The sequence below is a fragment of the Streptomyces sp. NPDC059224 genome, from assembly GCF_042754285.1.
GTDB lineage: Bacteria > Actinomycetota > Actinomycetes > Streptomycetales > Streptomycetaceae > Streptomyces.
In genome coordinates, this window is record NZ_JBHZAN010000012.1 from 160,885 (window position 1) to 187,659 (window position 26,775).

The 26,775-nt window shown below is 71.0% G+C and carries 28 protein-coding genes, 3 tRNA genes and 1 pseudogene; 25 read left to right on the forward strand and 7 right to left on the reverse strand.

Going from position 1 to position 26,775, the window contains the following annotated elements:
- Positions 1-34 precede the first annotated feature (34 nt).
- Together ACFXI4_RS15125 and ACFXI4_RS15130 are read right to left on the reverse strand one after the other, a co-directional pair.
- Positions 35-1,402, reverse strand: coding sequence for a sensor domain-containing protein (locus ACFXI4_RS15125; protein ID WP_362717480.1), 1,368 nt, complete (start codon positions 1,400-1,402; stop codon positions 35-37).
- Positions 1,403-1,547: 145 nt separating this feature from the next.
- Entirely contained in the window at positions 1,548-2,741 is a 1,194-nt protein-coding gene (locus ACFXI4_RS15130; protein WP_362717477.1) for a sensor domain-containing protein, read from the reverse strand.
- 240 nt (positions 2,742-2,981) lie between these two features.
- Between ACFXI4_RS15130 and ACFXI4_RS15135 the strand changes: the two genes are divergently transcribed.
- The 12 genes and pseudogenes from ACFXI4_RS15135 to ACFXI4_RS15190 all read left to right on the forward strand — a co-directional run.
- Complete coding sequence (locus ACFXI4_RS15135; RefSeq protein ID WP_362717475.1) at positions 2,982-3,392, forward strand: NADH-quinone oxidoreductase subunit A; 411 nt, start codon at positions 2,982-2,984, stop codon at positions 3,390-3,392.
- On the forward strand, positions 3,383-3,994 hold the full coding sequence (locus tag ACFXI4_RS15140) for an NADH-quinone oxidoreductase subunit B family protein (RefSeq protein ID WP_362717472.1): 612 nt from the start codon (positions 3,383-3,385) through the stop codon (positions 3,992-3,994). The genes ACFXI4_RS15135 and ACFXI4_RS15140 overlap by 10 nt, the downstream gene beginning before the upstream one ends.
- Positions 3,991-5,445 carry an NADH-quinone oxidoreductase subunit C gene (locus tag ACFXI4_RS15145; RefSeq protein WP_384990594.1) on the forward strand — a complete coding sequence of 485 codons (1,455 nt, stop codon included), beginning with the start codon at positions 3,991-3,993 and terminating at the stop codon, positions 5,443-5,445. Before ACFXI4_RS15140 ends, ACFXI4_RS15145 begins: the two co-directional genes overlap by 4 nt.
- Positions 5,445-6,413: a complex I subunit 1 family protein gene (locus tag ACFXI4_RS15150; RefSeq protein ID WP_362716133.1), complete on the forward strand. Its 969-nt coding sequence runs from the start codon at positions 5,445-5,447 to the stop codon at positions 6,411-6,413. The genes ACFXI4_RS15145 and ACFXI4_RS15150 overlap by 1 nt, the downstream gene beginning before the upstream one ends.
- A gap of 2 nt (positions 6,414-6,415) precedes the next feature.
- Positions 6,416-6,967 carry an NADH-quinone oxidoreductase subunit I gene (locus tag ACFXI4_RS15155; RefSeq protein ID WP_362716136.1) on the forward strand — a complete coding sequence of 184 codons (552 nt, stop codon included), beginning with the start codon at positions 6,416-6,418 and terminating at the stop codon, positions 6,965-6,967.
- A complete protein-coding gene (locus ACFXI4_RS15160) occupies positions 6,964-7,653 on the forward strand; it encodes an NADH-quinone oxidoreductase subunit J (RefSeq protein ID WP_384990598.1) in 690 nt (229 codons plus the stop codon). Before ACFXI4_RS15155 ends, ACFXI4_RS15160 begins: the two co-directional genes overlap by 4 nt.
- Positions 7,653-8,030: an NADH-quinone oxidoreductase subunit NuoK gene (gene nuoK, locus ACFXI4_RS15165; protein ID WP_362716140.1), complete on the forward strand. Its 378-nt coding sequence runs from the start codon at positions 7,653-7,655 to the stop codon at positions 8,028-8,030. The genes ACFXI4_RS15160 and nuoK overlap by 1 nt, the downstream gene beginning before the upstream one ends.
- Positions 8,027-10,021, forward strand: coding sequence for an NADH-quinone oxidoreductase subunit L (locus ACFXI4_RS15170; protein WP_384990601.1), 1,995 nt, complete (start codon positions 8,027-8,029; stop codon positions 10,019-10,021). Before nuoK ends, ACFXI4_RS15170 begins: the two co-directional genes overlap by 4 nt.
- Before the next feature lie 6 nt (positions 10,022-10,027).
- Positions 10,028-11,602: an NADH-quinone oxidoreductase subunit M gene (locus ACFXI4_RS15175; RefSeq protein ID WP_384990604.1), complete on the forward strand. Its 1,575-nt coding sequence runs from the start codon at positions 10,028-10,030 to the stop codon at positions 11,600-11,602.
- The gene (locus tag ACFXI4_RS15180; protein WP_384990606.1) at positions 11,599-13,122 is read left to right on the forward strand and encodes an NADH-quinone oxidoreductase subunit N; all 1,524 of its coding nucleotides are present in this window, start codon (positions 11,599-11,601) and stop codon (positions 13,120-13,122) included. Before ACFXI4_RS15175 ends, ACFXI4_RS15180 begins: the two co-directional genes overlap by 4 nt.
- 224 nt (positions 13,123-13,346) lie before the next feature.
- Entirely contained in the window at positions 13,347-14,210 is an 864-nt protein-coding gene (htpX, locus tag ACFXI4_RS15185) for a zinc metalloprotease HtpX (protein WP_362716151.1), read from the forward strand.
- A pseudogene (locus ACFXI4_RS15190) lies at positions 14,207-14,365 on the forward strand (YccF domain-containing protein); the annotation flags it as partial. The gene htpX and the pseudogene ACFXI4_RS15190, both read left to right, overlap by 4 nt.
- 341 nt (positions 14,366-14,706) lie before the next feature.
- On the opposite strand, the gene ACFXI4_RS15195 reads toward ACFXI4_RS15190, so the two are convergent.
- Complete coding sequence (locus ACFXI4_RS15195; protein WP_384990609.1) at positions 14,707-15,108, reverse strand: YccF domain-containing protein; 402 nt, start codon at positions 15,106-15,108, stop codon at positions 14,707-14,709.
- A gap of 117 nt (positions 15,109-15,225) precedes the next feature.
- On the opposite strand from ACFXI4_RS15195, the gene ACFXI4_RS15200 reads away from it, so the two are divergent.
- Both ACFXI4_RS15200 and ACFXI4_RS15205 read left to right on the forward strand, forming a co-directional pair.
- Positions 15,226-15,516 (forward strand): YccF domain-containing protein, encoded by a 291-nt coding sequence (locus ACFXI4_RS15200; RefSeq protein WP_384990721.1) that lies wholly within the window; start codon positions 15,226-15,228, stop codon positions 15,514-15,516.
- Positions 15,517-15,647: 131 nt separating this feature from the next.
- Positions 15,648-16,220, forward strand: coding sequence for an SMI1/KNR4 family protein (locus tag ACFXI4_RS15205; RefSeq protein ID WP_384990612.1), 573 nt, complete (start codon positions 15,648-15,650; stop codon positions 16,218-16,220).
- 31 nt (positions 16,221-16,251) lie between these two features.
- Here ACFXI4_RS15205 and ACFXI4_RS15210 read toward each other — a convergent pair whose 3' ends face one another.
- The gene (locus tag ACFXI4_RS15210; protein ID WP_384990614.1) at positions 16,252-17,496 is read right to left on the reverse strand and encodes an APC family permease; all 1,245 of its coding nucleotides are present in this window, start codon (positions 17,494-17,496) and stop codon (positions 16,252-16,254) included.
- 189 nt (positions 17,497-17,685) lie between these two features.
- Here ACFXI4_RS15210 and ACFXI4_RS15215 point away from each other — a divergent pair, with 189 nt between their 5' ends.
- Positions 17,686-17,952, forward strand: a complete 267-nt coding sequence (locus ACFXI4_RS15215; protein ID WP_384990616.1) for a GlsB/YeaQ/YmgE family stress response membrane protein — start codon at positions 17,686-17,688, stop codon at positions 17,950-17,952.
- Positions 17,953-18,035: 83 nt separating this feature from the next.
- On the opposite strand, the gene ACFXI4_RS15220 is transcribed toward ACFXI4_RS15215, so the two are convergent.
- On the reverse strand, positions 18,036-18,524 hold the full coding sequence (locus tag ACFXI4_RS15220; RefSeq protein WP_362716161.1) for a YajQ family cyclic di-GMP-binding protein: 489 nt from the start codon (positions 18,522-18,524) through the stop codon (positions 18,036-18,038).
- 223 nt (positions 18,525-18,747) lie between these two features.
- Here ACFXI4_RS15220 and ACFXI4_RS15225 point away from each other — a divergent pair.
- Together ACFXI4_RS15225 and ACFXI4_RS15230 are read left to right on the forward strand one after the other, a co-directional pair.
- A tRNA-Tyr gene (locus ACFXI4_RS15225) sits at positions 18,748-18,829 on the forward strand.
- Positions 18,830-19,145: 316 nt separating this feature from the next.
- On the forward strand, positions 19,146-19,358 hold the full coding sequence (locus ACFXI4_RS15230; RefSeq protein ID WP_362716164.1) for a hypothetical protein: 213 nt from the start codon (positions 19,146-19,148) through the stop codon (positions 19,356-19,358).
- A gap of 54 nt (positions 19,359-19,412) precedes the next feature.
- Here the strand turns inward: ACFXI4_RS15230 and ACFXI4_RS15235 are convergent, their stop codons facing one another.
- Complete coding sequence (locus ACFXI4_RS15235; RefSeq protein ID WP_384990621.1) at positions 19,413-20,069, reverse strand: SDR family oxidoreductase; 657 nt, start codon at positions 20,067-20,069, stop codon at positions 19,413-19,415.
- A 211-nt stretch (positions 20,070-20,280) separates the two neighbouring features.
- Complete coding sequence (locus ACFXI4_RS15240) at positions 20,281-21,549, reverse strand: amidohydrolase family protein (RefSeq protein WP_384990623.1); 1,269 nt, start codon at positions 21,547-21,549, stop codon at positions 20,281-20,283.
- A 266-nt stretch (positions 21,550-21,815) separates the two neighbouring features.
- Between ACFXI4_RS15240 and ACFXI4_RS15245 the strand changes: the two genes are divergently transcribed.
- From ACFXI4_RS15245 to ACFXI4_RS15280, 8 genes are all read left to right on the forward strand, one after another.
- Positions 21,816-21,888 (forward strand) — tRNA-Thr (locus ACFXI4_RS15245).
- A gap of 44 nt (positions 21,889-21,932) precedes the next feature.
- Positions 21,933-22,005: transfer RNA gene (locus tag ACFXI4_RS15250), tRNA-Met, on the forward strand.
- An 89-nt stretch (positions 22,006-22,094) separates the two neighbouring features.
- Entirely contained in the window at positions 22,095-22,259 is a 165-nt protein-coding gene (gene rpmG, locus ACFXI4_RS15255) for a 50S ribosomal protein L33 (protein WP_003948671.1), read from the forward strand.
- A gap of 117 nt (positions 22,260-22,376) precedes the next feature.
- Positions 22,377-22,838 (forward strand): MaoC family dehydratase N-terminal domain-containing protein, encoded by a 462-nt coding sequence (locus ACFXI4_RS15260; protein ID WP_362725923.1) that lies wholly within the window; start codon positions 22,377-22,379, stop codon positions 22,836-22,838.
- Between the two features lie 7 nt (positions 22,839-22,845).
- Entirely contained in the window at positions 22,846-23,274 is a 429-nt protein-coding gene (locus tag ACFXI4_RS15265) for a MaoC family dehydratase (protein ID WP_362725925.1), read from the forward strand.
- A gap of 173 nt (positions 23,275-23,447) precedes the next feature.
- Positions 23,448-24,029, forward strand: a complete 582-nt coding sequence (locus ACFXI4_RS15270) for a TetR/AcrR family transcriptional regulator (RefSeq protein ID WP_384990625.1) — start codon at positions 23,448-23,450, stop codon at positions 24,027-24,029.
- Between the two features lie 94 nt (positions 24,030-24,123).
- Positions 24,124-25,572 (forward strand): MFS transporter, encoded by a 1,449-nt coding sequence (locus tag ACFXI4_RS15275; RefSeq protein WP_384990627.1) that lies wholly within the window; start codon positions 24,124-24,126, stop codon positions 25,570-25,572.
- Between the two features lie 116 nt (positions 25,573-25,688).
- Positions 25,689-26,744 (forward strand): UDP-N-acetylmuramate dehydrogenase, encoded by a 1,056-nt coding sequence (locus ACFXI4_RS15280; RefSeq protein ID WP_384990630.1) that lies wholly within the window; start codon positions 25,689-25,691, stop codon positions 26,742-26,744.
- Positions 26,745-26,775 lie beyond the last annotated feature (31 nt).

Genomic DNA, 26,775 nt, shown 5'->3' on the forward strand with positions numbered 1-26,775 from the left:
GACGAGCGAGGGTGGCGGGGCGGAAACGGTGACCTCAGCCTCGCCAGGGCAGCTCCGCCGTCACCCGTGTCGGCCCGCCCACGGGCGAATCCACGACCAGGATCCCGTCGACCGCGTCCAGCCGCTCGGCCAGGCCCGCCAGCCCCGACCCCTTCGCCGTGTCCGCGCCGCCCACCCCGTCGTCCACGACCTGCAACATCAACCGGTCCTCACTCCGCCACACATCCACCGCCGCGGTGGCGGCCCGTGCGTGCTTGCTGATGTTCTGCAGCAGCTCGGACACGGTGAAGTACGCGATCCCCTCGATCGCCGCCGCCGGCCGCTCCGCCAGGTCGACCTCCACCCGCACCGGCACCGTGCACCGCGAGGCAACCGCCGACAGCGCCGCGTCCAGCCCCCGGTCGGTGAGCACCGCGGGATGGATCCCCCGGGCCAGGTCCCGCAGCTCCTGCAGCGCGGTCTTCACCTCGCCGTGCGCCTCGTCCACCATCCGCGCGGCGACCTGCGGGTCCTCCTGCAGCTTCTCCTTCGCCAGCCCCAGATCCATGGCCAGCGCCACCAGCCGGGCCTGCGCCCCGTCGTGCAGATCCCGCTCGATGCGCCGCAGGTCGGCCGCGGCCGTGTCGACGACCACCCCCCGGTCGGACTCCAGCTCCACCACCCGCGACGCCAGCTTCGAGGGTCCGAGCAGCCCGTGCACCATCAGCCGGTCCACCAGGGTCAGCGCCCGTACGATCCACGGCGTGGCCAGCGTGAAGAGCAGCCCCACCAGCGCGGTCACGGTGATCTCGAACGGGTTGTCGAGGTAGACGCTGTGATGGGCGTCGCCGTACAGCTGAAGACCGCCCTGACCGGCGTACACCGGGAAGACCCAGAACCACAGCGGGTACGTCAGCAGAGCCCAGCCGTACGCCCAGAAGTTGAGCGCGACGACGAAGGAGAACACCGACCAGGGGAACTGCAGGACCGCGTACAGCAGATGACGCCAGGACGTGCCGCTCTTCAGTACCGCGCCGATCCACGCCATCACCCCGGGCTTGCGCATCCGCAACGGTTCCGGGTCGGCCACCTCGAGCCGCAGCAGCCCGCGCGCCCGCGCCCGTTCCAGCGCCCCGAAGCCCCGGCAGCCGGCCAGGGCCGCGGCCAGCAAGGGGATCCCGATGAAGGTCACCAGCAGACCGACACCGAGGGACAGCATCGTCACGGTCCACACGAACAGCACGACGCCGATCGGCAGGCCCAGCAGCACATAGGCGAACTCGCGCCAGCTGCGTGCCTCGAACGGCGCCCGCAGCACGGCCGGCATCCGATGCCGGCGCTCGCCGTAGGGGTCGTAGCCGGACTCGTGGTCCTGCCCGTACCCGTACCCGTATCCCTGCCCGTGCCGGTACTCCGTGGCCATCGGTGCCGTCCCGTCCGTCCTGTGCTGTCTGTTCCAGCTGTTCCAGCTCGTCCCGTCAGGCCTGTCCCTGCCGTACCTCCACCCTGCTGCGACCGCGGGTCCCCGCACCATGGAGACCGTCTCCGTCTTGGACGGGGGGTTTTCCCTACCCCCGGTCGCGCCAGGGCAGCTCCGCGGTGACCGTCGTGGGACCACCGGCCGGCGAGTCGACGACGAACAGGCCGTCCACCGCCCCCAGCCGGTCCGCGAGCCCGCGCATCCCGGTGCCGCCGTCCAGGCTCGCGCCGCCCTGGCCGTCGTCCCTCACCTGGATCAGCAGCCGGTCGTCGCTGCGCCACACGTCGACCGAGGCAGCGCGTGCCCGACTGTGCTTGCTGACGTTCTGCAGCAGCTCGGAGACGGTGAAGTAGGCGATGCCCTCGATCGCGGGGGCCGGTCTGGACGGCAGATCGGCGGTCACCTGCACCGGAACCGTGCAGCGCGAGGCGACCGAGGAGAGCGCCGCGTCCAGCCCCCGGTCGGTCAGCACCGCCGGGTGGATGCCCCGGGCGAGGTCCCTGAGCTCCTGCAGGGCCAGTTTCACCTCGCCGTGCGCCTCCTCGACCATCGCCGCAGCCCCGTCGGGATCCTCCAGGAGCTTCTCCTTGGCCAGCCCGAGCCCCATGGCGAGGTTGACGAGGCGGGCCTGCGCGCCGTCGTGCAGGTCCCGCTCGATGCGCCGCAGGTCGGCGGCGGCCGTGTCCACCACGACCCCCCGGTCCGACTCCAGTTCGGCGATCCGGCGCTCCAGCTCGTCGGAGGGCGACAGCAGACCGCGGACCATCGCCCGGTCCGCGTTCGCCAGCCCGCGCGCGATGAACGGCAGCACCGGCCACAGCACGAACAACGACGTCAGCACCGTGCAGAAGGTGAGGATGCCCCAGGGCAGCCGGATGAAGTCGTACAGCAGGGTCCGCCAGCCCACCGGATCCTTCAGCGCCATCCACAGCCGCTGAGTGCCGCCGCCCCGCTTGGCCCACGGCAGCGGAGTCGGCTCCTCCACCCGCACCCCGAGCAGCGCACGCGCGCGTGCCCGCTCCAGTTTCCCCAGCTGCCGGGCGCCCAGCAGCGTGGCGGCGAGCATCGGGATGCCGACCACCGTGATCGTCAGCACGCCGCTCACCCACACCGTCGCGAACACGTAGACGAAGCCGAACACCGACACCGGCAGGTTCAGCAGGAGGTGCGCGATCTCCTTCCAGGTGTGACCGTCGTAGGCGAAGCGGACGGGCGGCAGCCGGTCGCGGTCTTCGCCGCTGTCGGCCAGGCTGCCGCGGGAACGGGTAACAGGTGCGGTCATATGCGCCAGCGTGCCGTGTGCCGGGACGCAATGCCATGGAGTTCGCCGCCCGGGCCACCCTGGGGAAAACCCCACCCGTCGCTCCCGGTGACACCTCTCACCGCGTGACGGGCTGCTTACCGTGTCTTTATCAGGGCCTAGACTCCCGTGCGTACAGATCGTCGAATCAAGAGTTGACTTAGGTCACGACGCGGGGCCGGGACCGGCCCGTGGTCTGTCGAGGGAGCGAGGGGACCGACGATGTGGGAGACGGTGAACGGGGAGCCGACCGTGGTCGTCGCCGCGGACTACTTCGCGTCCTACTCGGTCGTGGGACTGCTGACCCTGCTCGGCGTGCTCTTCGTCGCCGTCGCCTTCGGCGCCGGCCGACTGCTGCGCCCCGTGGTTCCCACGCCGGAGAAACTCCTGACCTACGAGTGCGGTGTCGACCCCGTCGGCGAGGGCTGGGCGCACACCCAGGTCCGCTACTACGTCTACGCCTTCCTCTACGTCGTCTTCGCCGTCGACTCGATCTTCCTGTTCCCCTGGGCGACGGTCTTCGCCGCCCCCGGCTACGGCGCCACCACGCTCGTGGAGATGTTCATCTTCCTCGGCTTCCTGGCCGTCGGCCTGCTGTACGCCTACAAGAAGGGCGTCCTGACATGGACGTGACGCCGGACGTGACGCCTCCGGAGCCCGTGCTGCTCCCGGAACCCAAACGGCTGGGCGCGCTCGCCCGCCTCGCCCCCGAGCCGATGAAGGTCGTCCTCAACTGGGGCCGCCGGTACTCGCTCTGGGTATTCAACTTCGGACTCGCCTGCTGTGCGATCGAGTTCATCGCCGCGTCGATGGCCCGCCACGACTTCATCCGCCTCGGAGTGATCCCCTTCGCCCCGGGCCCCCGCCAGGCCGACCTGATGGTGGTCTCGGGCACGGTCACCGACAAGATGGCCCCGGCCGTCAAGCGCCTGTACGAGCAGATGCCCGAGCCCAAGTACGTCATCTCCTTCGGCGCGTGCAGCAACTGCGGCGGCCCCTACTGGGACTCCTACTCCGTCACCAAGGGCGTCGACCAGATCATCCCCGTCGACGTGTACGTCCCAGGCTGCCCGCCGCGCCCCGAGGCCCTCCTCCAGGGCATCCTCAAACTCCAGGAGAAGATCGCGGCGGAGTCCCTGGGCGAGCGGTACGCCACCCCCCGCCCGTCCGCCGCCGCCCTCCAGAGCGACCTGGTGCGGCCACCGGCCCCCGGCGCCGAAGGGGACCCGCGATGACGGCCCCCACCGGCTGGCTCCCCGCACCCGTGGACGAGCTCTTCGGCCCGGACGCCACGGCCGAGGAGTCCTACGAGGTCCTCACGGTCGACGTCCCTCCCTCCTCCTGGCTCGCCGCCCTGGAGACGGCCCGTACGACCCTGCGCTGCACCTTCTTCGACTGGATGAGCGCGGTCGACGAACCGGGCACCGGCTTCCGCGTCTCCGCCCACGTGGTCGCCCTCGCCCCGGTCCGCCGCCTGCTCGTGCGGACCACCGTGCCGCACTCCGCCGCCGAACTCCCTTCCGCCGTCGGCGTCTACGCGGGCGCTCGCTGGCACGAACGCGAGACCCACGAGATGTTCGGCGTCCGCTTCTCCGGCCATCCCGGCCTGGACCACCTCCTCCTCCCGGAGACCTTCGAGGGCCACCCCCTGCGCAAGGACTTCGTCCTGGCGGCCCGTGTCGCCAAGGCCTGGCCCGGCGCCAAGGAACCCGGCGAGTCCGACCACGGCGGCCCCAGGCGCCGCCAGATCCTTCCCCCGGGCGTCCCCGACCCCAACGAATGGGGCCCCCTGAAGGGCCAGCTCCCCCCTGCCCCCGCACGCCCGGCCCGGGCCGCCGCGCCCCGCGCCACCGGCGAACGCCCGGTACGCGCAGCCGGCGAGCGTCCGGCGCGCCGCTCCCGTACGGCAGCGGAGGGCTCGGCCGGCCAGACGACCGACGCGACGGACGTGTCCGCGCCGGCGCCGGCGTCTGCGCCCGCGACGGAAGCGGCTTCCACGCGGACACCGCCGCCAGCCACACCGCGCCGGGGACGCAGCGCGACCGAGGGGTCTGCTTCTCAACGGGACGTGTCCGGTGAGCAGACGCCGGTGACTCCGCGGCGGGGGCGGAGCGTGAGCGAGGGTTCCGCCTCACAGCGGGCGGCATCCGCAGCGGCCGGGACCGCTCCTGCGGAGGAGCCGACGGGCGCCGCTCCCCGGGGGCCGCGCCGGGCCCGTACCGCCTCGGGTGGCTCCGCGTCGCAGCGCACGCAGCACACGGCACCGGCGGCAGAACCGGCCGCCCCGGCCCGCCCCTCTGGCCCGCGCAGCCCGGACGCCCCGTGGCACCACGCCCGCCCGGCCTTCGACGAAGCCGAAGCTGGAGGCGGAGGCGGAGAGCGGCGGGACGCATCCCCTGAGTCGACCGAGTCCACCGAGTCCACCGAGCCGGTATCGCCGGCCGAGGCAGCCGAGGACGGGCAGGCTCCCGAGGATTCAGACGACGCCGAGTCCGAGACCGCACCCCCCGATTCCGCCGTCGCCTCAGGCCCCGACGCTCCTCCCAGCCCCGAAGCCCAGGACCTGGCTCCGGACCCGGACTCGAACCCGGCCCCGGACTTGGACTCGGCCCCGGACTCGGACTCGGACAGCGAAACCACCGAACAACGACCCGCTCCCCACGAAGACCGTCCAGGAGGCCCGTAGTGAACGACGCCCTGGACGTCGTGCTGCGACTCCTCGTCGTGTTCGTCGTCTTCCTCACCTTCCCCCTGATCGTCGGTCAGACCGAGCACAAGGTGATGGCCCATATGCAGGGCCGCCTCGGCCCGATGTACGCCGGTGGCTTCCACGGCTGGGCCCAGCTGATCGCCGACGGGGTGAAGTTCGTGCAGAAGGAGGACGTGGTCCCCGCGGGTGCGGACCGCCGCATCTTCCAGCTGGCACCCGCGGTGGCTCTCCTCCCTTATCTGCTCGTGCTGCTCGCCATCCCGATCGGCCCAGGCGAGGGTGCCGTCGGCCAGGTGCTGGACGCGGGCGTGTTCTTCGTGCTGGCCGTGATGGGCATCGGTGTCCTCGGCTCGCTCATGGCCGGCTGGGCCAGCGCCAACAAGTTCTCCCTCCTCGGCGGTCTGCGCACCGCCGCCCAGCTCCTCGCCTACGAACTCCCCATGCTGCTCGCCGCCGCCTCCGTGGCGATGGCGGCCGGTACCGTCTCCCTGCCGGGCATCGTCGGTGCCTTCCACTGGTGGTGGCTGCCCTGGCAGATCACCGGAGGCCTGGTCTTCTTCATCGCCGGCCTCGCGGAACTCCAGCGGCCCCCCTTCGACATGCCCGTCGCCGACACGGAGATCATCTTCGGTGCGTACACCGAGTACACCGGCCTGCGTTTCGCCCTGTTCCTGCTCGCCGAGTACGCCGGGATCGTCGTCCTGTGCGGTCTGACCACCGTCCTCTTCCTCGGCGGCTGGCACGGCCCGTGGGGAGCCGACGGCCTCGGCTGGCTGTGGACCCTCCTGAAGACGGCGCTCCTCGCCTTCGTAGTGATCTGGCTCCGCGTGACCTACCCCCGGCTGCGCGAGGACCAGCTGCAGAAGTTCTCCTGGACCCTTCTCGTCCCCCTCTCCCTCGCCCAGATCGCCCTCACCGGCATCGTCAAGGTGGTGATCTCCTAACCGTGGCCCCCATCCCCGGCAGCGGCCTCGCCAAGGGCCTGGCCGTCACCCTGCGCACGATGACCCGGAAGACGGTCACCGAGCAGTACCCGGACGCCCTGCCCGACCTCCCGCCCCGCACCCGTGGTGTGATCGGCCTGTTCGAGGAGAACTGCACGGTCTGCATGCTCTGCGCCCGTGAGTGCCCCGACTGGTGCATCTACATCGACTCCCACAAGGAGACCGTCCCGCCCGCGGCGCCGGGCGGCCGCGAACGCAGCCGCAACGTCCTGGACCGCTTCGCCATCGACTTCTCCCTGTGCATGTACTGCGGTATCTGCATCGAGGTCTGTCCTTTCGACGCCCTGTTCTGGTCCCCGGAGTTCGAGTACGCCGAGACCGACATCCACGAACTCACCCACGAGCGGGACAAGCTCCGCGAGTGGATGTGGACGGTGCCGGCACCGCCCGCCCTCGACCCCGGCGCGGAGGAACCGAAGGAGATCGCCGCCGCCCGGAAGTCCGCGGAGAAGCTCGCGGCCGCGCAGGCCGAGCAGCGGGAGGGCGAGTCGTGAGCCCCCTCGCCCAGGCGCCGCACGGGTTCCTGTCCCCGACCGGCGTGGAGATCGCGTTCCTCCTCGTCGGCCTGGTCACCTTCGGCGCCGCCCTGGTCACGGTCACCACCCGCCAGCTGGTGCACGCCGCCTTGTGGCTGGTGGTAACGCTCGGCGGTCTCGCCGTCGCATACCTGCTGCTCACCGCGGAGTTCATCGCCTGGGTGCAGGTCCTCATCTATGTGGGTTCCGTAGTCGTCCTCCTCCTCTTCGGTCTGATGCTCACCAGGGCCCCGATCGGCCGCTCCCCGGACGCCGACTCCGAGAACCGCTGGGCCGCGCTGGCCGTCGCGGTGACCGCCGCGGCCGCCCTGGTCTGGGTGGTCGTGGACGCCTTCCGCACCACCTGGGTCGACCTGGACGGCCCCGCCGCCGGTTCGACCAAGGTCACCGGCGAGAGCCTCTTCCAGAACTGGGTCCTGCCCTTCGAGGCTCTCTCCGTCCTTCTCCTCGCGGCCCTGGTCGGTGCGATCGTCCTGTCCCGGAAGACGAAGGCGGACCCGGCCCCGCCCCCTGTGAACGGCCGGACCGTCACACAGAGTTCCCCCTCCGTCACGGGTTCCGGGATTCACCCGATCGGGCCAGAGCCCGAGCAGGGCTCCGAGCAAGGGGCCGAGCAGGGCTCCGAGCAGGAAGGCGCCCGCTGATGCACCTCGCCTATCCCGCCGTCCTGTCCGCCCTCCTCTTCTGCACCGGCCTGTACGGCGTCCTCGCCCGCCGCAACGCGATCCTGGTCCTGATGTCGGTCGAGCTGATGCTCAACGCCGTCAACCTCAACCTCGTCGCCTTCGACGTGTGGCTGAGCAAGGCCGCCCGGGACACCCTGCACTCCGGACAGGCACTGACCCTGTTCACCATCGCCATCGCCGCCGCCGAGATCGGCATCGGCCTGGCGATCGTCCTCGCCGTCTACCGCAACCGCGGCACCTCCGACATCGACCGGCTCCGCGACACCGCAGAGGGCCACGAGCACGGCACGCCCACGGACGGGACGGCCGACGAGAAGGCTGAGGCCACCGCGTGACCACGACCAACCTCGCCGTCCTCGTCCCCCTCCTGCCCTTCCTGGCCGCCGCGGCGGGCCTGCTCGTGGGACGCACGGCCCCCGGCTTCGTCCGCCCGCTCGCGGTCCTGCCGGCCCTCGCCGCACTCGCGCTGGCCATCACGGTCGCCGTGGACCAGGGCGGCGGCCGGGCCGTCGAGGCCCACACCCAGCTCACCCCGACCGGTTCGGTCCCGATCGAACTCGCCCTGTACATCGACGGCTTCGCCGCTCTGGTCGCCGTCCTGGTCGCCCTCGTCGCCACCTGCGTGCAGATCTACTCGACCGGCTATCTGCGCGACGACCCGCGCTACCCCTCGTACGCCGCCCTCGTCTCCCTCTTCACCTCGGCGATGCTGCTGGTCGTCTACTCAGGCGACCTGATCGTGCTGCTGGTCGGCTGGGAAGTCATGGGCATCTGTTCCTACTTCCTGGTCGGCCACTACTGGGAGACCCCCGAGGCCCGCGCCGCCTCCGTCAAGGCCTTCCTGGTCACCAAGCTCGGCGACGTGCCGTTCCTGATCGGCCTGTTCGCGCTCGCCACCGACGCCGGCTCCTTCCGCATCACCACGATCCTCGGCACCGTCGCGAACGGCGGACTGCACCACCCGACCCTGGTCGCCCTGCTGCTCCTGTGCGGAGTGGCGGGCAAGTCGGCGCAGTTCCCGCTGCACACCTGGCTTCCCGACGCCATGGCGGGCCCGACCCCCGTCTCCGCACTGATCCATGCCGCGACGATGGTCGCCGCCGGTGTCTACTTCGTCGCCCGTCTCCTTCCGGTCTTCGAGACCAGCGCGGCCGTGATGGTCGTCCTCGCCGTCATGGGAGCCGTCACCATGGCCGGGTCGGCTCTCGCCGCGCTCGCCCAGGACGACATCAAACGCGTCCTCGCCTACTCGACAATCGGTCAGCTCGGCTACATGACCGGCGCCCTCGCCGTCGGCGACCGCGGCGCCGCCGTCTTCCACCTCCTGTCCCACGCCGCCTTCAAGGCGCTGCTGTTCCTCGCGGCAGGCGTGGTCATCCACGCCGCCGGCACCAACTCACTGGCCGTCATGTCCCGCACCGCAGGACTGCGCGATCGTGTCCCGGACGCCTACTGGACGATGACAGTGGCGCTCCTCGCGCTGGCCGCGATCCCGCCCTTCAGCGGCTTCTTCTCCAAGGAGTCCGTCCTGGGCGCCGCCGAGCACGCGGCCACCGGCCACACCGCGCACACTCCCGGCAGCGCCGGCTGGATCGTCCTCGTCGCCGGCCTGGTCACCGCCCTGCTGACCGCCGCGTACGCGACCAGGCTGTGGCTGCTCGCCTTCCGCGGCCGGGGCAGCGAGGCCCCCGACCACGGCCGGCAGCCGCTGACCATGACCGTGGTGCTGTGGGTCCTGGCCGTCCCGTCCCTCGCCTTCGGCGGGTTCGCCTACCGGTCGCTGCCCGGCTGGTTCGACGGCCGTGACCTCACCCCGGCCCTCACCACCTCGGTCCTCGGCACCGGCCTCGCGCTGATCGGCGGACTCGTGACCTACGGCGCCTGGCAGCGCACCAGGGCACTGGCGGCCCGAGCCCCGATCGGCGCCGTCGCCGCGCACCCCGAGGGCGACGCGGCACTGGTCGAGGCCGAGGCCATCGCCACCCACGAGCCCGCGTTCGGCGACGTGGCCTACGCACCCGACCCGGCGGACCCCGCCCGGCTGCTGCTCGGCCCGCTGCGCCGGCACGCCGCCGAAGGCTTCCACCTGGACACCGTGTACGACGTCCTGTTCGTCCGCCCGGTCCTGGCGGCGGCGAGCCTCGTCCAGTTCCTCGACCGCGAGGTCGTGGACACCTACGTCCGCGGCGCGGCCGCCGCACCCCGCCTGCTCGGCGCCGCCGTACGCCGCGCCCAGACCGGCAACGTCCAGACCTATGTGAGCGCGCTGCTCGCCGGCACCGTCGTCCTGGCGGTCGCCGTCCTCCTCGTCGCCACCGGAGCGTGAGCAGGCGTGATCGATATCAACGAGTCCGTGATGCAGTTCCTTCTGGCACTGATCGTCGTCGGCCCGCTCCTCGGCGCCGTCGCCGCCCTGCTCCCCGCCCCGCCCGGGCTGAAGGGGAAGTCACCCGGGCAGGCCGTGCTCCGCCACGGCATGACCGTGACCGGCGCGATCCTCATCGCCACGATCGTCCTCGCGCTCGGCTTCGACCAGGACCATCCGTCGAGGATGCAGGCCACGACCGACATCAGCTGGATCCCCGCACTCGACGTGCGCATCCACCTCGGCATCGACGGCATCTCCCTGCCTCTCGTGGTCCTGACCGCGCTGCTGACCTTCCTCTGCGCGCTCTACTCGTACTTCAACATGCCTGCGGGCCCGTCCCCGAAGGCCTTCGTCGCACTGCTGCTCGTCCTGGAGTCCGGCACCCTCGCCAGCTTCGCCGTCCTCGACCTGCTGCTGTTCTTCCTGGCGTTCGAGATGGTGCTCATCCCGATGTACTTCCTCATCGCCCGGTGGGGCGGTGCGGGGCGGACCCGGGCCGCCTGGAAGTTCATCCTCTTCACCCTGCTCGGATCCGTGGTCATGCTGCTCGGCCTGCTCCTGATCGGAATCAAGGCGGGCACTTTCGACATGGTGGCACTCGCCACTGACAACGGCCGGTCACTGACCACATCCGTGCAGGTCATCGCCGCTCTGGCGATCGGCATCGGGCTCGCGGTCAAGACCCCGATGTGGCCCCTGCACAGCTGGCTGCCGGACGCCCACACCGCCGCGCCGACCGTCGGCTCGGTCCTGCTGGCCGGAGTCCTGCTGAAGATGGGCACGTACGGGTTCGTCCGGATCCTGCTGCCGGTCGCACCGGACGGATTCCGCACCTTCGCCCCGTACCTCGCGGCCTTCGCCGTGGTCGGGATCATCTACGGCTCCCTGGCCTGCCTGAACCTGGCCAAACGGGGTGCGAAGGGCGACCTCAAACGCCTGATCGCCTATTCCTCCGTCGGCCACATGGGCTTCGTCCTGCTCGGCATCGCCACCATGACCCCCACCGGCGTCAACGGCGCCCTGTTCGCCAACATCGCCCACGGCCTCATCACCGGCCTGCTGTTCTTCCTGGTCGGCGGCCTGAAGGACCGCACCGGCACGACCGACCTCGACACCCTTGCCGAGGAAACGGGCGCCGCCCTGTACGGCAAGGCACCGCGTCTCGGCGGCCTCATCGCCTTCGCCGCCGTCGCCTCACTCGGACTGCCGGGCCTCGCCGGGTTCTGGGGCGAGATGCTCGCCCTGTTCGGCGCGTTCAAGCCCGCCACCGGCCTCAACCGCCCGGCCTTCCTCACCTTCATGGCGATCGCCGCCTTCGGCACCCTGCTGACCGCCGCGTACATGCTGGCCGTGGTCCGCCGCGTCTGCATGGGCGCCGTACCGCAGGACAGGCCGGAACTCGCCGACGTCCGCAGCTACGAGTTCGCGGCCTGGACCCCGCTCGTCGCCCTCACCGTCGTCGCCGGACTGTGGCCGAAGGCCCTGCTCGGACTCACCGACCCGGCCGTGCAGCAGCTCCTCGCAGGAGGCCCCCGATGAGTGCCCTGGCCCAGCCCATGGCCACGAACCTCGTCCAGTCCGTCGACTGGCTCGCCGTCGCCCCGCCCACCCTCACCGCCGTCGTCGCCCTCGCCGTCCTGGTCGCCGACCTGTTCGTGCCCGAGGCCAGGAAGCCGATGCTCGGCTGGGTGTCGGTCGCCGGACTCGCCGCGGCCGCCGTCCTGCTGCTGCCACTCCTGGACCACGACCGCAGCACCTTCTGCCTGACGGGCGCCACGCGCGCGTGCAGCTACACGGCCGACCGGTTCACCCTGATCGTGCAGTTCCTGGTGCTCGGCGGCGCCCTGCTCACCGCCCTGCTGTCCGTCACCACCCTCAAGGACGGCAACCGCCGCTATCCCCACGGCGAGTTCTGGTTCCTGCTGCTCTCCTCGGCCGCCGGCGCGGCCCTGCTGCCCGCCTCCCGCGACCTCGCCACCCTGATCGTCGCCCTGGAGGTCGCCTCCCTGCCCGCCTTCGCCCTCGTCGGCATCCGGCACGGGGACGCGAAGTCCTCCGAAGCCGCCCTGAAGTTCTTCCTGTCCTCGGTGACCGCGACCGCCGTCAGCCTCCTGGGCGTCAGCTTCGTGTACGTCACCACCGGCAGCCTCTACCTCACCCAGGTCGCCGACCGCATCCAGCACGTCGACGGCCAGTTGCACACGCTCGCCCAGACGGGTGTCGTCCTCACCCTGGTCGGTTTCGCCTTCAAGACGGCCGCGGTCCCTTTCCACTTCTGGGTCCCCGACACCTATGTCGGCGCCCCCCTCCCAATCGCCGCCTACCTGTCGGTCGTCGGCAAGGCCGTCGGCTTCTCCGGCCTGATCCTGGTCACCGTCGTCGCCTTCCCGTCGTACGCCGACGTCTGGGGCCCGGCACTCGCCGCCCTGGCCGCCCTCACCATGACCGTCGGCAACGTGGCGGCCCTGCGCCAGCAGGCCACGCGCGCGTACAGCGCGGTACGACTGCTCGCCTGGTCCTCGGTGGGCCAGGCCGGCTACCTGCTCGTGCCGATCGCCGCCGCCGGATACGCCAAGGACCCCCAGAAGGCCGTCGGCTCCACCGTCGCCTACGCCCTCATGTACGCGGCCGTGAATCTCGGCGCCTTTGCGGTGGCCGCCCTGGTCGGCCGGACGAAGGCACTCAACCGGCTCTCCGACTACCGCGGCCTGTACGGCAAGAACCCGCTGACCGCGCTGCTCCTGGCGTTCTTCCTGCTGTGCCTGGCCGGACTGCCGCCGGGCATCGTCGGACTCTTCGCCAAGGTCACCGTCTTCTCGGCGGCCGTCGACGCCGGCCTCGGCTGGCTGGCCGTCGTCATGGCCGTCAACGTCGTGATCGCCCTCTACTACTACCTGCAGTGGACGGGCCTGCTGTTCCGTGCTCCGGAAGGCGAGACGGCCAAGCACCGCCTGCCTGCCCCGCTCACCGCCGCACTCGCCCTCACCGGCGCCCTCGGTGTCGCCCTCTCCGGCGCACCCCAGCTGGTGCTCCGCTTCGCCGCCACCGGACTGTTCTGACGCCCTCACGCGCGCGTGCGGGCCCACGTGTGCCGGGACGCGGCGCTCACCCGAACGGCTCACGCGGCGCACAGCGGACACAAGGGAACTAGCGGCCGTCGCCTGGCGTTGACCAGTGCGTAAGGGTCCACTGGACGTGACACCACGACACCGGTGGCATCGCAGATCGGAAGGCAGCACCGCAGGCAAAGGGTTCCCCTGCCGCACGACTTGGAGGGCGTACCGTGCACCGCCGGCACAACGGACTCAGGACGGCAGTTCTCCTCGGGGGACTGTCGGCACTCATCATCGTCATCGGCAGCTTCTTCGGCCGGACGGGTCTGATCGTCGCGGTCCTCGTCGCCCTCGGCACGAACGCGTACGCGTACTGGAACAGCGACAAACTGGCGCTACGCGCGATGCGCGCGCGCCCCGTGAGCGAATTCGAGGCCCCGGCCCTCTACCGGATGGTCCGCGACCTCTCGACCCAGGCCCGCCAGCCCATGCCCCGCCTGTACATCTCCCCGACGGAGGCGCCGAACGCCTTCGCCACGGGCCGCAACCCCCGCAACGCCGCCGTGTGCTGCACGGAGGGCGTCATGCGGATCCTGGACGAGCGCGAACTGCGGGGCGTGATCGGCCACGAGCTCAGCCACGTCTACAACCGCGACATCCTCATCTCGTCGGTCGCCGGCGCCCTCGCCTCGGTGATCATGTTCCTGGTCAACTTCGCCTGGCTGATCCCGGTCGGCCGGTCGGACGACGACGACGGCCCCGGCTTCCTCGGCCTGCTGCTCATCATGATCCTGGGCCCGCTCGCCGCCACCCTCATCCAGCTCGCCATCAGCCGCTCCCGGGAGTACGAGGCGGACGCCTCCGGTGCCCAGCTCACCGGCGACCCTCTCGCCCTCGCCAGCGCCCTGCGGAAGCTGGAGGCCGGCACCAAGCAACTCCCGCTGCCGCCCGAGCCCCGGATCGAGACCGCGAGCCACATGATGATCGCGAACCCCTTCCGTCCGGGCCAGGGACTGTCCAAGATGTTCTCGACGCATCCGCCCATGGCGGAGCGGATCGCCCGACTGGAGAAGATGGCAGGTCGCCCGCAGTGAAGACCATCCTGAACGCCATTTGGCTCGTCCTGAGCGGCTTCTGGCTGTTCCTCGGCTACCTGCTGGCGGGCGTGATCCTCTGCATCACGATCATCGGCATCCCGTTCGGGATAGTCCCTCAGGGTGCAGCATCGCGCTCGGGTCGACTCGCCCTTCGATGATCATCGGCGGTAGGAGCTGAAGTTCGGGAAGAGGGACCCGTTCCACGTCCGACAGCGCGGCGTTCACGCGGGTCCACGTGTCATCTGACGTCCACGCATTGAAGTGCTTCGAGGCCTGGACGGTGGCGCCAGTGTCCTTGATCACTTCAGGTGCTCCGGGATCGAAGGGTGCTACTCAAGCATGATGCGCCTCGCTTGCCACTGTCGCCAATATCCAACGGATCCCGCCTGGTTTCTACCAGTAGGCATAGCGCTTGAACGGCTATCCGGATGGCGAGGTTCCGGGACTCGTTGATGATGGAACTCGTGGTCGAGAGCCTGATGTTGCTCCCCGATCACCTGCCTCCGAAGCCTTGGTCCGTCGGCACAACTTCGCGTCCCAAAGGCATGAGCGAGATCGGGATGAGCTTCAGGTTGGCCCACCCGAACGGGATCCCGATGATCGACAGGAACAGCGGGATGCTCGTGATCAGGTGAGCCAGAGCCAGCCACCACCCGGCGAAGATCACCCAGATCACGTTGCCGATGAAGGACCCGGCGCCGGCGTCTGGTCGGTCCACCGTGGTCCGCCCGAACGGCCACAGGACGTAGCCGGCGATACGCAGGGACGCGATGCCAAACGGGATGGTGATGATCAAGACGAAGCAGATCAGTGCTGCGATCGCGTAGCCGATCGCCATCCACAGGCCGCAGAAGACGAGCCACAGGATGTTGAGCAGCAGGTTGAACACCTTCATGATCGGTACCTCTCCAGGTCACTTCGTCGGCATGCCTGCTGCCACAAGTATCAGCCGGTCAGGCGTCCAGGCGGAACCTCAGCGCCCTTGTAGCGCGATTGGGAACATCCCGAGACGATCCCGTTCGGCCTCGCGGTCCTCCGTATCGGCGTCTACGCCCTGTGGCCCTTCGGGTACACGACCCTCGAGCGGCGGGACGCCGGCGCCCCCTCCTGCGTCGGCAACGTCCTGTGGCTGGTCCTGGCGGGCTGGTGGCTGGCACTCGCCCACATCGTCACCGGTGTCGCGATGTGCCTGACGATCATCGGGATCCCCTTCGGCATCGTCAACTTCAAGCCGATCCCGGTCTCACTGCTTCCACCGGGACGCGAGATCGTGCCCACCGACCAGCCGTTCGCGACTCGCTGACCACCCCCGCGACCCGCTGACCACACCTCATGCGGCTCCCGCCGCACACGAGTTGTCCACAGGCCCGCATCCGGGCCAAGGGTTGTCCACAGGCCGCCGCGACTGTCAGCGGCGGCCTGCATCATGAAGCCATGACCGAGATCGGGCAGTTGCTGACACAGGTGGCCCTGCGGGCCCGCGACACCCGCCCGTGGGGCTGGCCGTCGCTTCCCGCACCCGTAGACGCAGCCACCCTCGACCGAGCCCGGGAGGCCCTGGGCTTCCCCCTGCCACCCCTCCTCGCCGCGCTGTACGAGGAGGTCGGCGACGGAGGCTTCGGCCCGTCGTACGGTCTGCTGCCCCTGCTGGACGCCGCCCCGTCCGGCGAACCGGCCGCCGTCGCCCAGTACCTCACCAACCGCGAGTACGGCCGCAAGAACCCGGAGTGGCCCTGGCCGGAGGGCGTCCTGCCCATCTCGCACTGGGGTTGCGGCATGTACGCGTGCGTGGACTGCCGTACCCCGCAGGCCACAGTCCTGCTCTACGAACCGAACGGCGACGGTGCCGACGGCGCCTGGTTCGTGGACGCGGCCACCCTCACCGACTGGCTGTGCGTCTGGATGAACCGCACGGGCTGGTACGAGGAGACCGACGAGGGCACGGATCTGGCCCCGTGGGACGACTTGCGGATACGCACGGCACCGGCCCCGCGGCAGGCCCCCTGAACGACCGGGCCTCCCGGAAGGCGGCAGCCGGCTACGGAGCCGTCACCCGCCGCCGCACCGCATACGCCACCGCGCCCGCGGCCAGCACGGCCGCCCCCGCGGCCACCGACACCACCGGCAGGGCGAAGGCGAGCACCGCGCACCCCAGCAGGCCCACCACCGGTACCACGCGGGCACGCGGCGCCGGATCGAGCGTCCAGGCCGAGGCGTTGGCCACCGCGTAGTACACCAGCACACCGAAGGAGGAGAACCCGATGGCGCCTCGGACGTCCGCGGTAGCCGCGGCCACGGCGACCACCGCGCCCACGGCCAGCTCCGCGCGGTGCGGGACCTCGAAGCGCGGATGCACGGCGGCCAGCGCCGGTGGCAGATGGCCGTCCCGGGCCATGGCGAGCGTGGTCCGTGACACGCCCAGGATCAGCGCCAGCAGCGAGCCGAGCGCGGCCACCACGGCCCCCACCCGCACCACGGGCACCAGCCCTGGCACCCCGGCCGCCCGCACCGCGTCCGCCAGCGGCGCCGCCGTCCGCCCCAGCGCGTCGGCGCCGAGCACGGAGAGCGCGGCCACCGCCACGCACGCGTACACCACCAGCGCGATACCCAGGGCCAGTGGAATCGCGCGCGGGATGGTGTGCGCCGGGTCCCGTACCTCCTCGCCGAGGGTCGCGATCCGCGCGTACCCCGCGAACGCGAAGAACAGCAGGCCGGCCGCCTGAAGGACGCCGCCCGCACCCGACGACAGACTGATGTGCAGCAGCCCGGCGTCCGCTCGCCCGGACGTCAGGCACGCGACCACCACGCAGGCGAGGACGGCCAGCACCACGCCCACGATCACCCGCGTCAGCCAGGCCGACTTCTGGATACCGCCGTAGTTCACGGCGGTCAGTGCCACCACGGCCGCGACCGCGACCGCGTGTGCCTGCCCCGGCCAGGCGTAAGCGCCCACGGTCAGCGCCATCGCGGCGCAGGACGCCGTCTTGCCGACGACGAACGCCCAGCCCGCGAGGTACCCCCAGAAGGCGCCGAGCCGCTCCCGTCCGTACACGTAGGTGCCGCCCGACTGCGGGTAGCGGGCGGCGAGGCGGGCCGAGGACATGGCGTTGCAGTAGGCGACGACGGCAGCGACGGCCAGCGCGGGCAGCAGCCCCGCACCGGACGCGCGGGCCGCCGGGCCCAGAGCCGAGAACACGCCCGCCCCGATCATCGAGCCGAGGCCGATGAGAACAGCGTCGTGCAGACCCAGCGTGCGCCGCAGGCCGGGAAGGGAGGAGGACATGCGCGCACCCTACTGATCGCCGCAACCGCAGGGTGTCGCCGTGGCGTCCTCTTAGCAGACAGGGCGCGAACGCATGTGCGCGACGGCCATCTGCGGATGACTCGGACAACTTGTCCGGCACAGCCGGCAGAGAACGAAATCACAGGGCCGGATCAGTGCGAACACGGCGCGGAAGGGCAGGTTCAGCGCATGGGCATCATCGGTTGGATCATCCTGGGACTGTTGGCCGGCGCCATCGCCAAGATCCTGCTGCCGGGACGCGACCCGGGCGGCTTCATCGGCACGACTCTCATCGGCATCGTGGGCGCGTTCCTCGGCGGCTGGATCTCGGCCCGCTGGCTGGACCACCCCGTCACCAGGAACTTCTACGACGGCGCGACCTGGGTGGCGGCGATCGGCGGCTCGCTGGTCCTGCTGATCCTCTACCGCCTTCTCTTCGGCAATTCGCGCGACTGACCGCCCGGCAGGCCGACGGACGGGAGACGAGAAGGGTGGGCGCCCCGGGCGCCCACCCTTCGTCCGTCTCGGCCTGGGGGTGACTACCGGTAGTTCACGAACTGGAGCGCGAAGTCGAAGTCCTGGCCCTTCAGGAGCGCGATCACGGCCTGGAGGTCGTCGCGGCTCTTGGAGCTGACGCGCAGCTCCTCGCCCTGGACCTGGGCCTTCACACCCTTGGGACCCTCGTCCCGGATGATCTTCGCCACCTTCTTCGCGTTCTCCTGGGAGATGCCCTCCTCGATCGACGCGAAGATCTTGTACTCCTTGCCGGAGAGCTGAGGCTCACCCGCGTCCAGCGCCTTCAGCGAGATGCCGCGCTTGATCAGCTTCGACTGGAAGACGTCGAGGATGGCCTTGACCCGCTCCTCGGAGTTCGCCTGCATCAGGATCTTCTCGCCCGACCAGGCGATCGACGCATCGACGCCCTTGAAGTCATAGCGCTGCGAGACCTCCTTGGCGGCCTGGTTGAGGGCGTTGTCGACCTCCTGCCGCTCGACCTTCGAGACGATGTCGAAACTGGAGTCGGCCATGTCCTGTGGCTCCTTGTATCGGGGGGCGTAACGGGATGCGTTCCGGCGCGCGACGGCGACAGCGCCTGGTGTGGGGACCGGGCCGCATCCGCACCAGCCTAGCCACCCCACGTCTCGTGAGCGCAGATCAATCGGGTGGCGGAGCACCCCTGGGGATCGGGTATTGTTTACGTCGTTGCCAGGGAGCACCGCCGAAAAACGGTTCGACTTGGTGGCAAACCCCGGCGGTGTGCCCGAGCGGCCAAAGGGAGCAGACTGTAAATCTGCCGGCTTCGCCTTCCCAGGTTCGAATCCTGGCGCCGCCACTTTGGGGAAGACCCCCTCCGGACTGTGGAAACACAGGTCGGAGGGGGTCTCCTTTTGTTGTGCCGTGGGAGCTTGTCGTGCCATGGATGCGGCGAGCGGAGGCGCGACGACATCCCCGCCCCGGCGCCGCGTCCGCGGAATCCCTGTCCCGCCGTCGGGCGGGTGCGGTTGGCACGGCCCTCGTGACCGGCAGCGGTGCGCCTCCCCGGTCGCGGCGGCCGGTGTGGGCGCCGGAGACGCCGTGGGCGCTCGACCAGCCGCCCGGGACCCCGCGGCCCCCGGCACGTGTGGCACGCCCCGGGGCACACTGGGATCATGTCCTCCCGACGCAGAACCTGTCCGGTGTGCCACCGCGAAATCGCCGTCGTCGCGGGACGCTTCGCGCGGCACGACCCGCCCGGGGCGCGGGACACCGGCGACCTGGTCTCCTGCTCCGGCTCGCGGCGGCAGGCCGAACTCGGCGCGGTCCAGCCGTCGTTGGACGGCTACACCGTGCCGGCCTTTCCCGGACAGCTGCCGCTGTTCTGACGAGCGCGCCCGGCTGTCGTCACCGTCACAAGTCCCAACGGCCGGGCGGCGGGCTCAGTTCCCGGCCACCGACTTCACGGCCACCGTGACCGGCGTCGAACCACCGATCAGCTCCAGGGTCAGACCGGCGGTCGCCGACGTGTCCACCAACTCCGCCAGCACGGCGGCCACATCGTCACGCGTGACCGGTCCCCGGCCCGTGTGCGCCTCCAGACGCACCAGTCCCGTACCCGGCTCGTCCGTCAGCAAGCCGGGGCGCAGGATCGTCCAGTCCAGGGCGGTCTGCCGGCTGACGTACGCGTCGGCCTCGCCCTTGGCCCGCAGATACACGTCGAAGACGTCGTCACCCTGGTGTGCCGGATCCGCACGCATCGCCGAGACCATCACGAAGCGGCGCACGCCCGCGCGGACGGCCGCGTCCACGAACAGCACCGCCGCACCCTTGTCGACCGTCTCCTTGCGGGCCGTGCCGCTGCCCGGGCCCGCGCCCGCCGCGAACACCGCGGCGTCCGCTCCTCGCAGACACGCCGCGACCTCCTCGACCGACGCCGACTCCAGGTCGAGCAGCACCGGTTCGGCGCCGGCCGCCCGCAGATCGTCGCCCTGTTCGGCCTTCCGGATGATTCCCGCGACCTCGTCCCCGCGCGCGGAGAGCTGCCGCTCCAACCGCAACGCGATCTGACCATGACCACCAGCGATGACAATGCGCATGTCTCCGACCGTACGCCCGAAGCCCCGCATCCGCCGCACGACTTCATGCGCCCCGCGCGTCCGCGCCGAGCCCGTGAAGTGCCTGGCCGGGTGGGGGTCGTCCTCACGGACGCGCCCCCGCGCACGGTCGTCACCGCACGCCGGCTCTTCGGCTCAGGTATCCGCTCGGACCGCCGGCATCCGCCCGGCCCCTCCGCCCCCGGCGCGCCCCTCAGGACACCTCGCCCCGTCCCTGCCTGGGCAGCCCCAGTTCCGCTGTCGCCGCCGAGTTGCAGTACTCGCGGACCGCGCTCGTGCGTGCCACCACGCGCCCCCGGTGCACCACGATCCGGCTGTAGGCGAGTGAGAGGACGCCTGCCAGGTGGTCGCCTCGTACGGCGAGGAGTTCGGCGGGGAAACCCGCCTCGACACGGACCTCGGGAAGGCCGAGGGCGGCGCGGGCGGACGTACTCACGGTCTCGTAGGCGTCCTCGGGGCGCAGGCCGTGGCGGGAGGCGAGGAGGTAGGCGGCCTCCAGGGGGTCGCCGCGGCCGACGGGGTTCGACAGGTCGCGCAGGGCGCCGCTGCCTGCGGCGACCCGTACACCGGCAGCGCGCAGCAGCCGTACCGGGGCGGTGCCGCGGCGGTCGACGGAGCCGCAGCCGCCCTGGGGCAGGCACACCACCGTGACGCCGGCCGCGGCGAGCTGGTCCGCGACCCGGTTCGCCGCCTCGGCGGGCAGGCGCGCGAGCCCGGCGCACGGACCGAGCGTGACGCCGGGGCGCATGCCGCCCGCCATCGTCGCGAGCCTCGCCAGCCGGGCCGCGTCCACGGCGTCCGTGTGCAGATCGACGGGGCAGCCGTGCTCGGAGGCCACCTCCAGGACGGCCTCCGCGTAGCCCGTCGGATCGGGGTCCAGGTCCGGGCAGCCGCCCAGCACGGACGCGCCCATCTTCGCGGCGTCCCGCAGCAGCGCCAGCCCCTCGACGCCGGCCACTCCGGTCAGCACGCGCGGCATCGCGACCGTCGTCAGCTCCGCGAGCCCGCGCAGCGAACGGCGGGCCTGGAGAACGGCGGCGAGGGCGGCCAGCCCCTGGACGTCGCCCACGCGCACGTGCGCGCGTACCGCCGTCGCGCCGTGGCCGAGTTGCAGCAGGGCGGCCTCGGTGGCGCGGCGCTGGACGTCGTCGGGGTCGTACGGGACGGGACCGCCCCGGTCGGCGGAGAGGGCGGTGTCGCCGTGGGCGTGCGGTTCGGCGGGGGCCGGGAGCAGGAGGTAGCCGCTGAGGTCCACGCGCGTGCCGCCCGGGCGGGACGGACCCGGTGCCAGGCTGCCGGCCGTACCGACCGCCTCGATGCGCCCGCCGCCCAGCCGTACGTCCACGGTGCGGCCGTCGGTGAGCCGTGCCCCGCACAGCAGGAGCCCGGCCGGCTCGGGCTGTCCCGAGGAGCCCGGGGAGTTGGACGACGACGAGGGCGGCTGCGGCTGGCTGTCAGGCATCGCGCTCCAGGAGGGTCGGTCCGGGCGGGGGACTCAAGATCACGCAGAGTGAGTCGAGCCTAGGGTGGCGAACCGTGCGCGGCGGGGAGGAGCGCAATAGTCGTACCGGCCTGGTCGGACCGGTCGGCAACGCTTCGACACGCGCGCGTGAGGAGCTTCTGGAGGGGCCCCGGAGGCCGCAGTGAGCCAGGTGGAAGGGGCCCGGTGGAGCGGCGGGAAACGGATTTGGGTGAACGGCGGCCGAGCGTGTAATGTCTTCATCGCTCGCCCCAATAGCTCAGTCGGCAGAGCGTCTCCATGGTAAGGAGAAGGTCTACGGTTCGATTCCGTATTGGGGCTCTGGTGTGAGAGGTCCCGTCGCGAGGCGGGACTGATCTCATCAAAGCGGTGTAGCTCAGTCGGTAGAGCAAGCGGCTCATAATCGCTGTGTCACCGGTTCAAGTCCGGTCACCGCTACTGACAGTAGCCGATTGCGGGGTCGGTCCTTCGATCGGCTACTCTTTTTGCGTTGAATCAGTCCATCCGTTCGTCTTAGGAGCACTCACGTGGCTGCCACCGACGTCCGCCCGAAGATCACGCTGGCCTGCGTGGAGTGCAAGGAGCGGAACTACATCACCAAGAAGAACCGGCGTAACAACCCGGATCGTCTTGAGATGAAGAAGCACTGCCCGCGTTGCAATGCGCACACCGCGCATCGCGAAACACGGTAACAACAGGCTCGTTCGTGAGGCCGTCCCCATCCCGGGGGCGGCCTCACGGCGTTTCGGCAGTCGGCTTTCCCGCTAGTTTGTGGGGCATCACAGCAGACATCAGGAGGTGCCGGGCCAATGGCGCTCGACCAGTCCTTCGTGGGACGGACCTACCCACCCACCGAGCCCTACGAGGTGGGCCGGGAGAAGATCCGTGAGTTCGCCGAAGCGGTCGGCGACACCAACCCCGTGTACACGGACCCGGAGGCCGCCAAAGCGCTCGGCCATTCCGACGTGATCGCTCCGCCGACCTTTGTCTTCTCGATCACTTTCCGCGCGGCCGGACAGGTCGTCGAGGACCCGCAGCTGGGCCTCGACTACAGCCGGGTGGTGCACGGCGACCAGAAGTTCGCCTACCGGCGCCCGGTGCGTGCCGGCGACCGGCTGACCGTCGTCTCGACGATCGAAGCCGTCAAGTCCCTCGCGGGCAACGACGTCATCGACATCCGCGGCGACGTCCGCGACGAGACGGGTGAACTCGTGGTGAGCGCACTGACCAAGCTGGTGGCCCGTGCGGCGGACGTGGAAGAGGGGGCGTGAGCATCCGATGACGGCGAAGATCGCGTACGAGGACGTCGAGGTCGGCACCGAACTGCCCGCCCAGGTCTTCCCCGTGACCCGTGCCACGCTGGTGCGGTACGCGGGTGCCTCCGGGGACTTCAACCCGATCCACTGGAACGAGAAGTTCGCCAAGGAGGTGGGCCTGCCGGACGTCATCGCGCACGGCATGTTCACCATGGCCGAGGCGATCCGCGTGGTGACCGACTGGATCGGCGACCCGGGAGCGGTCGTCGACTACGGCGTCCGCTTCACCAAGCCCGTCGTCGTCCCGAACGACGACCAGGGCGCCCTGGTCGAGGTCAGCGGCAAGGTCGCGGCCAAGCTCGACGACAACACCGTGCGCGTCGACCTGACGGCGACGAGCGCGGGACAGAAGGTGCTGGGCATGTCACGGGCGGTCGTACGGCTGGCCTGAACCCGGCTCGTGAGACCGGCCTGACCCGGCGGGTCCCACAGCGCGGTAAGGGGCGCTCTCCCTTGCGGGGCGTCCCTTACGCATGTGCGGCCCCCCTACCCGTCGAACGGCCGAGGGGGAGCCGGTGTTCCGGCTGCTTGACTTAGTTAGTGATTGAGTACTAACTTCTCCGCATGGTCAGGATGAGTGCTGAGGAGCGGCGTGAGAGCGTCGTTCGTGCGGCGATCACGGAGTTCGCGCAGAGGGGCTACTACGGCACCTCCACCGAGGCGATCGCGAAACGGGTCGGTGTCTCCCAGCCGTACCTCTTCCGGCTCTTCCCCGGCAAGAAGGCGATCTTCGCCGCCGCCTCGCAGCGCTGCATCGACGAGATGTGCGAACTCTTCGAGGGGGCGGCCGAGGGGGTGCAGGGCGAAGAGGCCCTGCATGCCATGGGTGACGCGTACGTGCGGCTGATCCAGGAGCGGCCCGAGTGGCTCCAGATGCAGATGCAGACGTACATCACCGTGTCGGCCGCCGAGGCGGAGGGCGAGCACGAGTTCGGCGAACTGGTGCGGGCCGGCTGGGGGCGCCTGTGGGACACCGTCCACCTGCTCTCGGGGGCCGACGTCGACCGCACGACGACCTTCCTGGCCAAGGGCATGCTCATCAACACCTACGCGGCCATGGGCTTTCCGCCCGAGCACCGGGTCTGGCAGGGGATGTACGCGAAGGCCGCGACCACGGGGCGGCTGGACGGGTGCGGCGACGAGTGAGGGGGCGCCCGGCCGCTTCCTTGCGGGCCTCTTCATGGGCCCAAAAATTAGTGATCAATAACTAAGCGACTGTCACACACGCTCTGGGGGAGCGATGTCACAAGAGACCGCACAGCAGAACGCACGTCGGGGGGGCGCCGCATGGGCGCTCGTCATCACCAGTGTCGCCGGATTCATGGCGGCCCTCGACAACCTCGTCGTCACCACCGCGCTGCCCTCCATCCGCAAGGACCTCGGCGGCGCGCTGGACGACCTCGAATGGACCGTCAGCGCCTACACGCTCACCTTCGCCGTCCTGCTGATGTTCGGCGCGGCCCTCGGTGACCGCTTCGGCCGCCGCCGGCTCTTCCTCGCCGGACTCACCGTCTTCACCGGCGCCTCCGCCGCCGCGGCCATGGCACCCGGCATCGACTCCCTGATCGCCGCCCGCGCGGTGCAGGGCGTCGGCGCGGCCGTGATGATGCCGCTGACGCTCACCCTGCTGACGGCGGCCGTGCCGGAGGCCAGGCGCGGGATGGCCTACGGCATCTGGGGGGCCGTCAACGGGCTCGCGGTCGCCTCCGGGCCGCTCATCGGCGGCAGCCTCACCGAACACGTGTCCTGGCACTGGATCTTCTGGCTGAACGTCCCGCTCGGCCTCGCGCTGCTGCCCCTCGCCCGGCTCCGTCTCGCCGAGTCCCACGGCACCGGCGCCCCGCTCGACTTCCCCGGCACCCTGCTCGCCAGCGGCGGACTCTTCGGAATCGTCTACGGCCTGGTGCGCGGCCCCGCCGACGGGTGGACCAGCTCCCTCGTGCTGACCGGACTGTTCGCGGGCGGCGCCCTGCTCGTCGGCTTCGTCATCCACGGCAGCCGCGCGAAGAACCCCATGCTGCCGATGCGGCTCTTCCGCTCCCGCGCCTTCTCCGGGATCAACGCGGCCAGCCTGCTGATGTTCCTCGGGATGTTCGGCTCGATCTTCCTGCTCAGCCAGTACATGCAGGGCGTCCTCGGCTATTCGCCCACCGAGGCGGGCCTCAGGATGCTGCCCTGGACCGGCATGCCGATGCTCGTCGCGCCGGTCGCCGGGATCCTCTCCGACCGGATAGGCGGCCGCCCGGTCGCCGCCGCCGGACTCTTCCTGCAGGCCGCCGGGCTCGGCTACATGGCCTCCGTGGTCACCGCCCATGCCTCCTACGGTGTCCAGCTGCCCGGTCTGATCATCAGCGGTATCGGCATGGCGCTGTACTTCGCCCCCGCCGCCAACCTGGTGATGTCCGCCGTACGCCCGCAGGAACAGGGCATCGCCTCCGGTGCCAACAACGCGCTGCGCGAGGTCGGCGGCGCGCTCGGCATCGCCGTCATGTCGTCGATCTTCGCCGCCCAGGGTGGCTACGAGAGCGCCCAGAGCTTCGTGGACGGGCTGCGGCCCGCCCTGGTCACCGGCTCGGCCGTGGTCGCCCTCGCCGGGATCGCCGCCCTGTGCATCCCCGGCCGGCGTCGTGCGACGCGGACGGTGACCGCGGGGGAGTCGGCCCCGGTTCTGGAGGGTGTCGGCAACTGACGGCAGCGACCGACCGCACGCGCGCGTGGGGTCCCCGTCCGGCGGAGACGGGGCCCTACGCGCGCGTGCGCTGCGTGACGGAGGGAGCGCCGGTGGCGTCTCGTAGTCTTGGGCGCGTGCAGGAACTCCACGACGCCCCCCTCGCCCCCCTCACCACCTTCCGGCTCGGTGGCCCCGCCACCCGGCTGGTGACCGCGACCACCGACGCGGAGGTGATCGCCGCCGTCCGCGAGGCCGACGACAGCGGGACCCCGCTGCTGGTCATCGGCGGCGGCTCGAACCTGGTCATCGGTGACAAGGGCTTCGACGGCACTGCCCTGCGCATCGCCACCACCGGTTTCGAGACACGCGGTACGACGCTGGAGCTGGCGGCCGGCGAGGTGTGGACCGACGCGGTCGCCCGCACCGTCGAGGCGGGCCTCGCGGGCATCGAGTGCCTCGCCGGGATCCCGGGGTCCGCCGGCGCCACGCCCATCCAGAACGTCGGGGCCTACGGCCAGGAGGTCTCCTCGACCATCACCGAGGTCGTCGCCTACGACCGGCGGGCCGGCGAGACGGTGACACTGACCAACGAGGAGTGCGTGTTCTCCTACCGGCACAGCCGGTTCAAGGCCGACCCCGACCGGTACGTCGTCCTGCGGGTGCGCTTCGGGCTGGAGGACGCCGGCGGGCTGTCGGCGCCGGTGCGGTACGCCGAGGCCGCGCGGGCCCTCGGAGTGGATCAGGGGGACCGGGCGCCGCTGGCGCGCGCCAGCGAGGCCGTGCTCGAACTACGCGCCGGCAAGGGCATGTTGCTCGACCCCGACGACCACGACACCTGGTCGGCGGGATCCTTCTTCACCAACCCGATCCTCACGGACGCGCAGCTCGCCGACTTCCACGCGCGCGTGCGCGAGCGGCTCGGGGACGGGGCCGAGCCGCCCGCCTACCCGGCCGGGGAGGGGCGTACCAAGACCTCGGCGGCCTGGCTGATCGACAAGGCCGGGTTCGCCAAGGGATACGGCAGCGGGCCGGCCCGGATCTCCACCAAGCACACGCTGGCGCTGACCAACCGGGGCGGGGCCACCACCGAGGACCTGCTGGAGCTGGCACGGGAGGTCGTGGCGGGTGTCCACCGGGCGTTCGGCGTGACGCTCGTCAACGAGCCGGTGACCGTGGGAGTGAGTCTGTAGCGGCCCTGCCGGCCGTGGGCGGTACGGCGCC

Excerpts from the sequence above, each read along its gene's own strand:
- ACFXI4_RS15135 (WP_362717475.1), top strand. The coding sequence starts at position 2,982 with ATGTGGGAGACGGTGAACGGGGAGCCGACCGTGGTCGTCGCCGCGGAC.
- ACFXI4_RS15235 (WP_384990621.1), bottom strand. The coding sequence starts at position 20,069 with ATGCGCATTGTCATCGCTGGTGGTCATGGTCAGATCGCGTTGCGGTTG.
- ACFXI4_RS15270 (WP_384990625.1), top strand. The coding sequence starts at position 23,448 with ATGGTCAGGATGAGTGCTGAGGAGCGGCGTGAGAGCGTCGTTCGTGCG.
- ACFXI4_RS15145 (WP_384990594.1), top strand. The coding sequence starts at position 3,991 with ATGACGGCCCCCACCGGCTGGCTCCCCGCACCCGTGGACGAGCTCTTC.
- nuoK (WP_362716140.1), top strand. The coding sequence starts at position 7,653 with ATGCACCTCGCCTATCCCGCCGTCCTGTCCGCCCTCCTCTTCTGCACC.
- ACFXI4_RS15220 (WP_362716161.1), bottom strand. The coding sequence starts at position 18,524 with ATGGCCGACTCCAGTTTCGACATCGTCTCGAAGGTCGAGCGGCAGGAG.
- ACFXI4_RS15130 (WP_362717477.1), bottom strand. The coding sequence starts at position 2,741 with ATGACCGCACCTGTTACCCGTTCCCGCGGCAGCCTGGCCGACAGCGGC.
- ACFXI4_RS15265 (WP_362725925.1), top strand. The coding sequence starts at position 22,846 with ATGACGGCGAAGATCGCGTACGAGGACGTCGAGGTCGGCACCGAACTG.
- ACFXI4_RS15240 (WP_384990623.1), bottom strand. The coding sequence starts at position 21,549 with ATGCCTGACAGCCAGCCGCAGCCGCCCTCGTCGTCGTCCAACTCCCCG.
- ACFXI4_RS15140 (WP_362717472.1), top strand. The coding sequence starts at position 3,383 with ATGGACGTGACGCCGGACGTGACGCCTCCGGAGCCCGTGCTGCTCCCG.
- ACFXI4_RS15230 (WP_362716164.1), top strand. The coding sequence starts at position 19,146 with ATGTCCTCCCGACGCAGAACCTGTCCGGTGTGCCACCGCGAAATCGCC.
- ACFXI4_RS15180 (WP_384990606.1), top strand. The coding sequence starts at position 11,599 with ATGAGTGCCCTGGCCCAGCCCATGGCCACGAACCTCGTCCAGTCCGTC.
- ACFXI4_RS15205 (WP_384990612.1), top strand. The coding sequence starts at position 15,648 with ATGACCGAGATCGGGCAGTTGCTGACACAGGTGGCCCTGCGGGCCCGC.
- ACFXI4_RS15210 (WP_384990614.1), bottom strand. The coding sequence starts at position 17,496 with ATGTCCTCCTCCCTTCCCGGCCTGCGGCGCACGCTGGGTCTGCACGAC.
- ACFXI4_RS15260 (WP_362725923.1), top strand. The coding sequence starts at position 22,377 with ATGGCGCTCGACCAGTCCTTCGTGGGACGGACCTACCCACCCACCGAG.
- ACFXI4_RS15275 (WP_384990627.1), top strand. The coding sequence starts at position 24,124 with ATGTCACAAGAGACCGCACAGCAGAACGCACGTCGGGGGGGCGCCGCA.
- ACFXI4_RS15125 (WP_362717480.1), bottom strand. The coding sequence starts at position 1,402 with ATGGCCACGGAGTACCGGCACGGGCAGGGATACGGGTACGGGTACGGG.
- ACFXI4_RS15215 (WP_384990616.1), top strand. The coding sequence starts at position 17,686 with ATGGGCATCATCGGTTGGATCATCCTGGGACTGTTGGCCGGCGCCATC.
- ACFXI4_RS15195 (WP_384990609.1), bottom strand. The coding sequence starts at position 15,108 with ATGAAGGTGTTCAACCTGCTGCTCAACATCCTGTGGCTCGTCTTCTGC.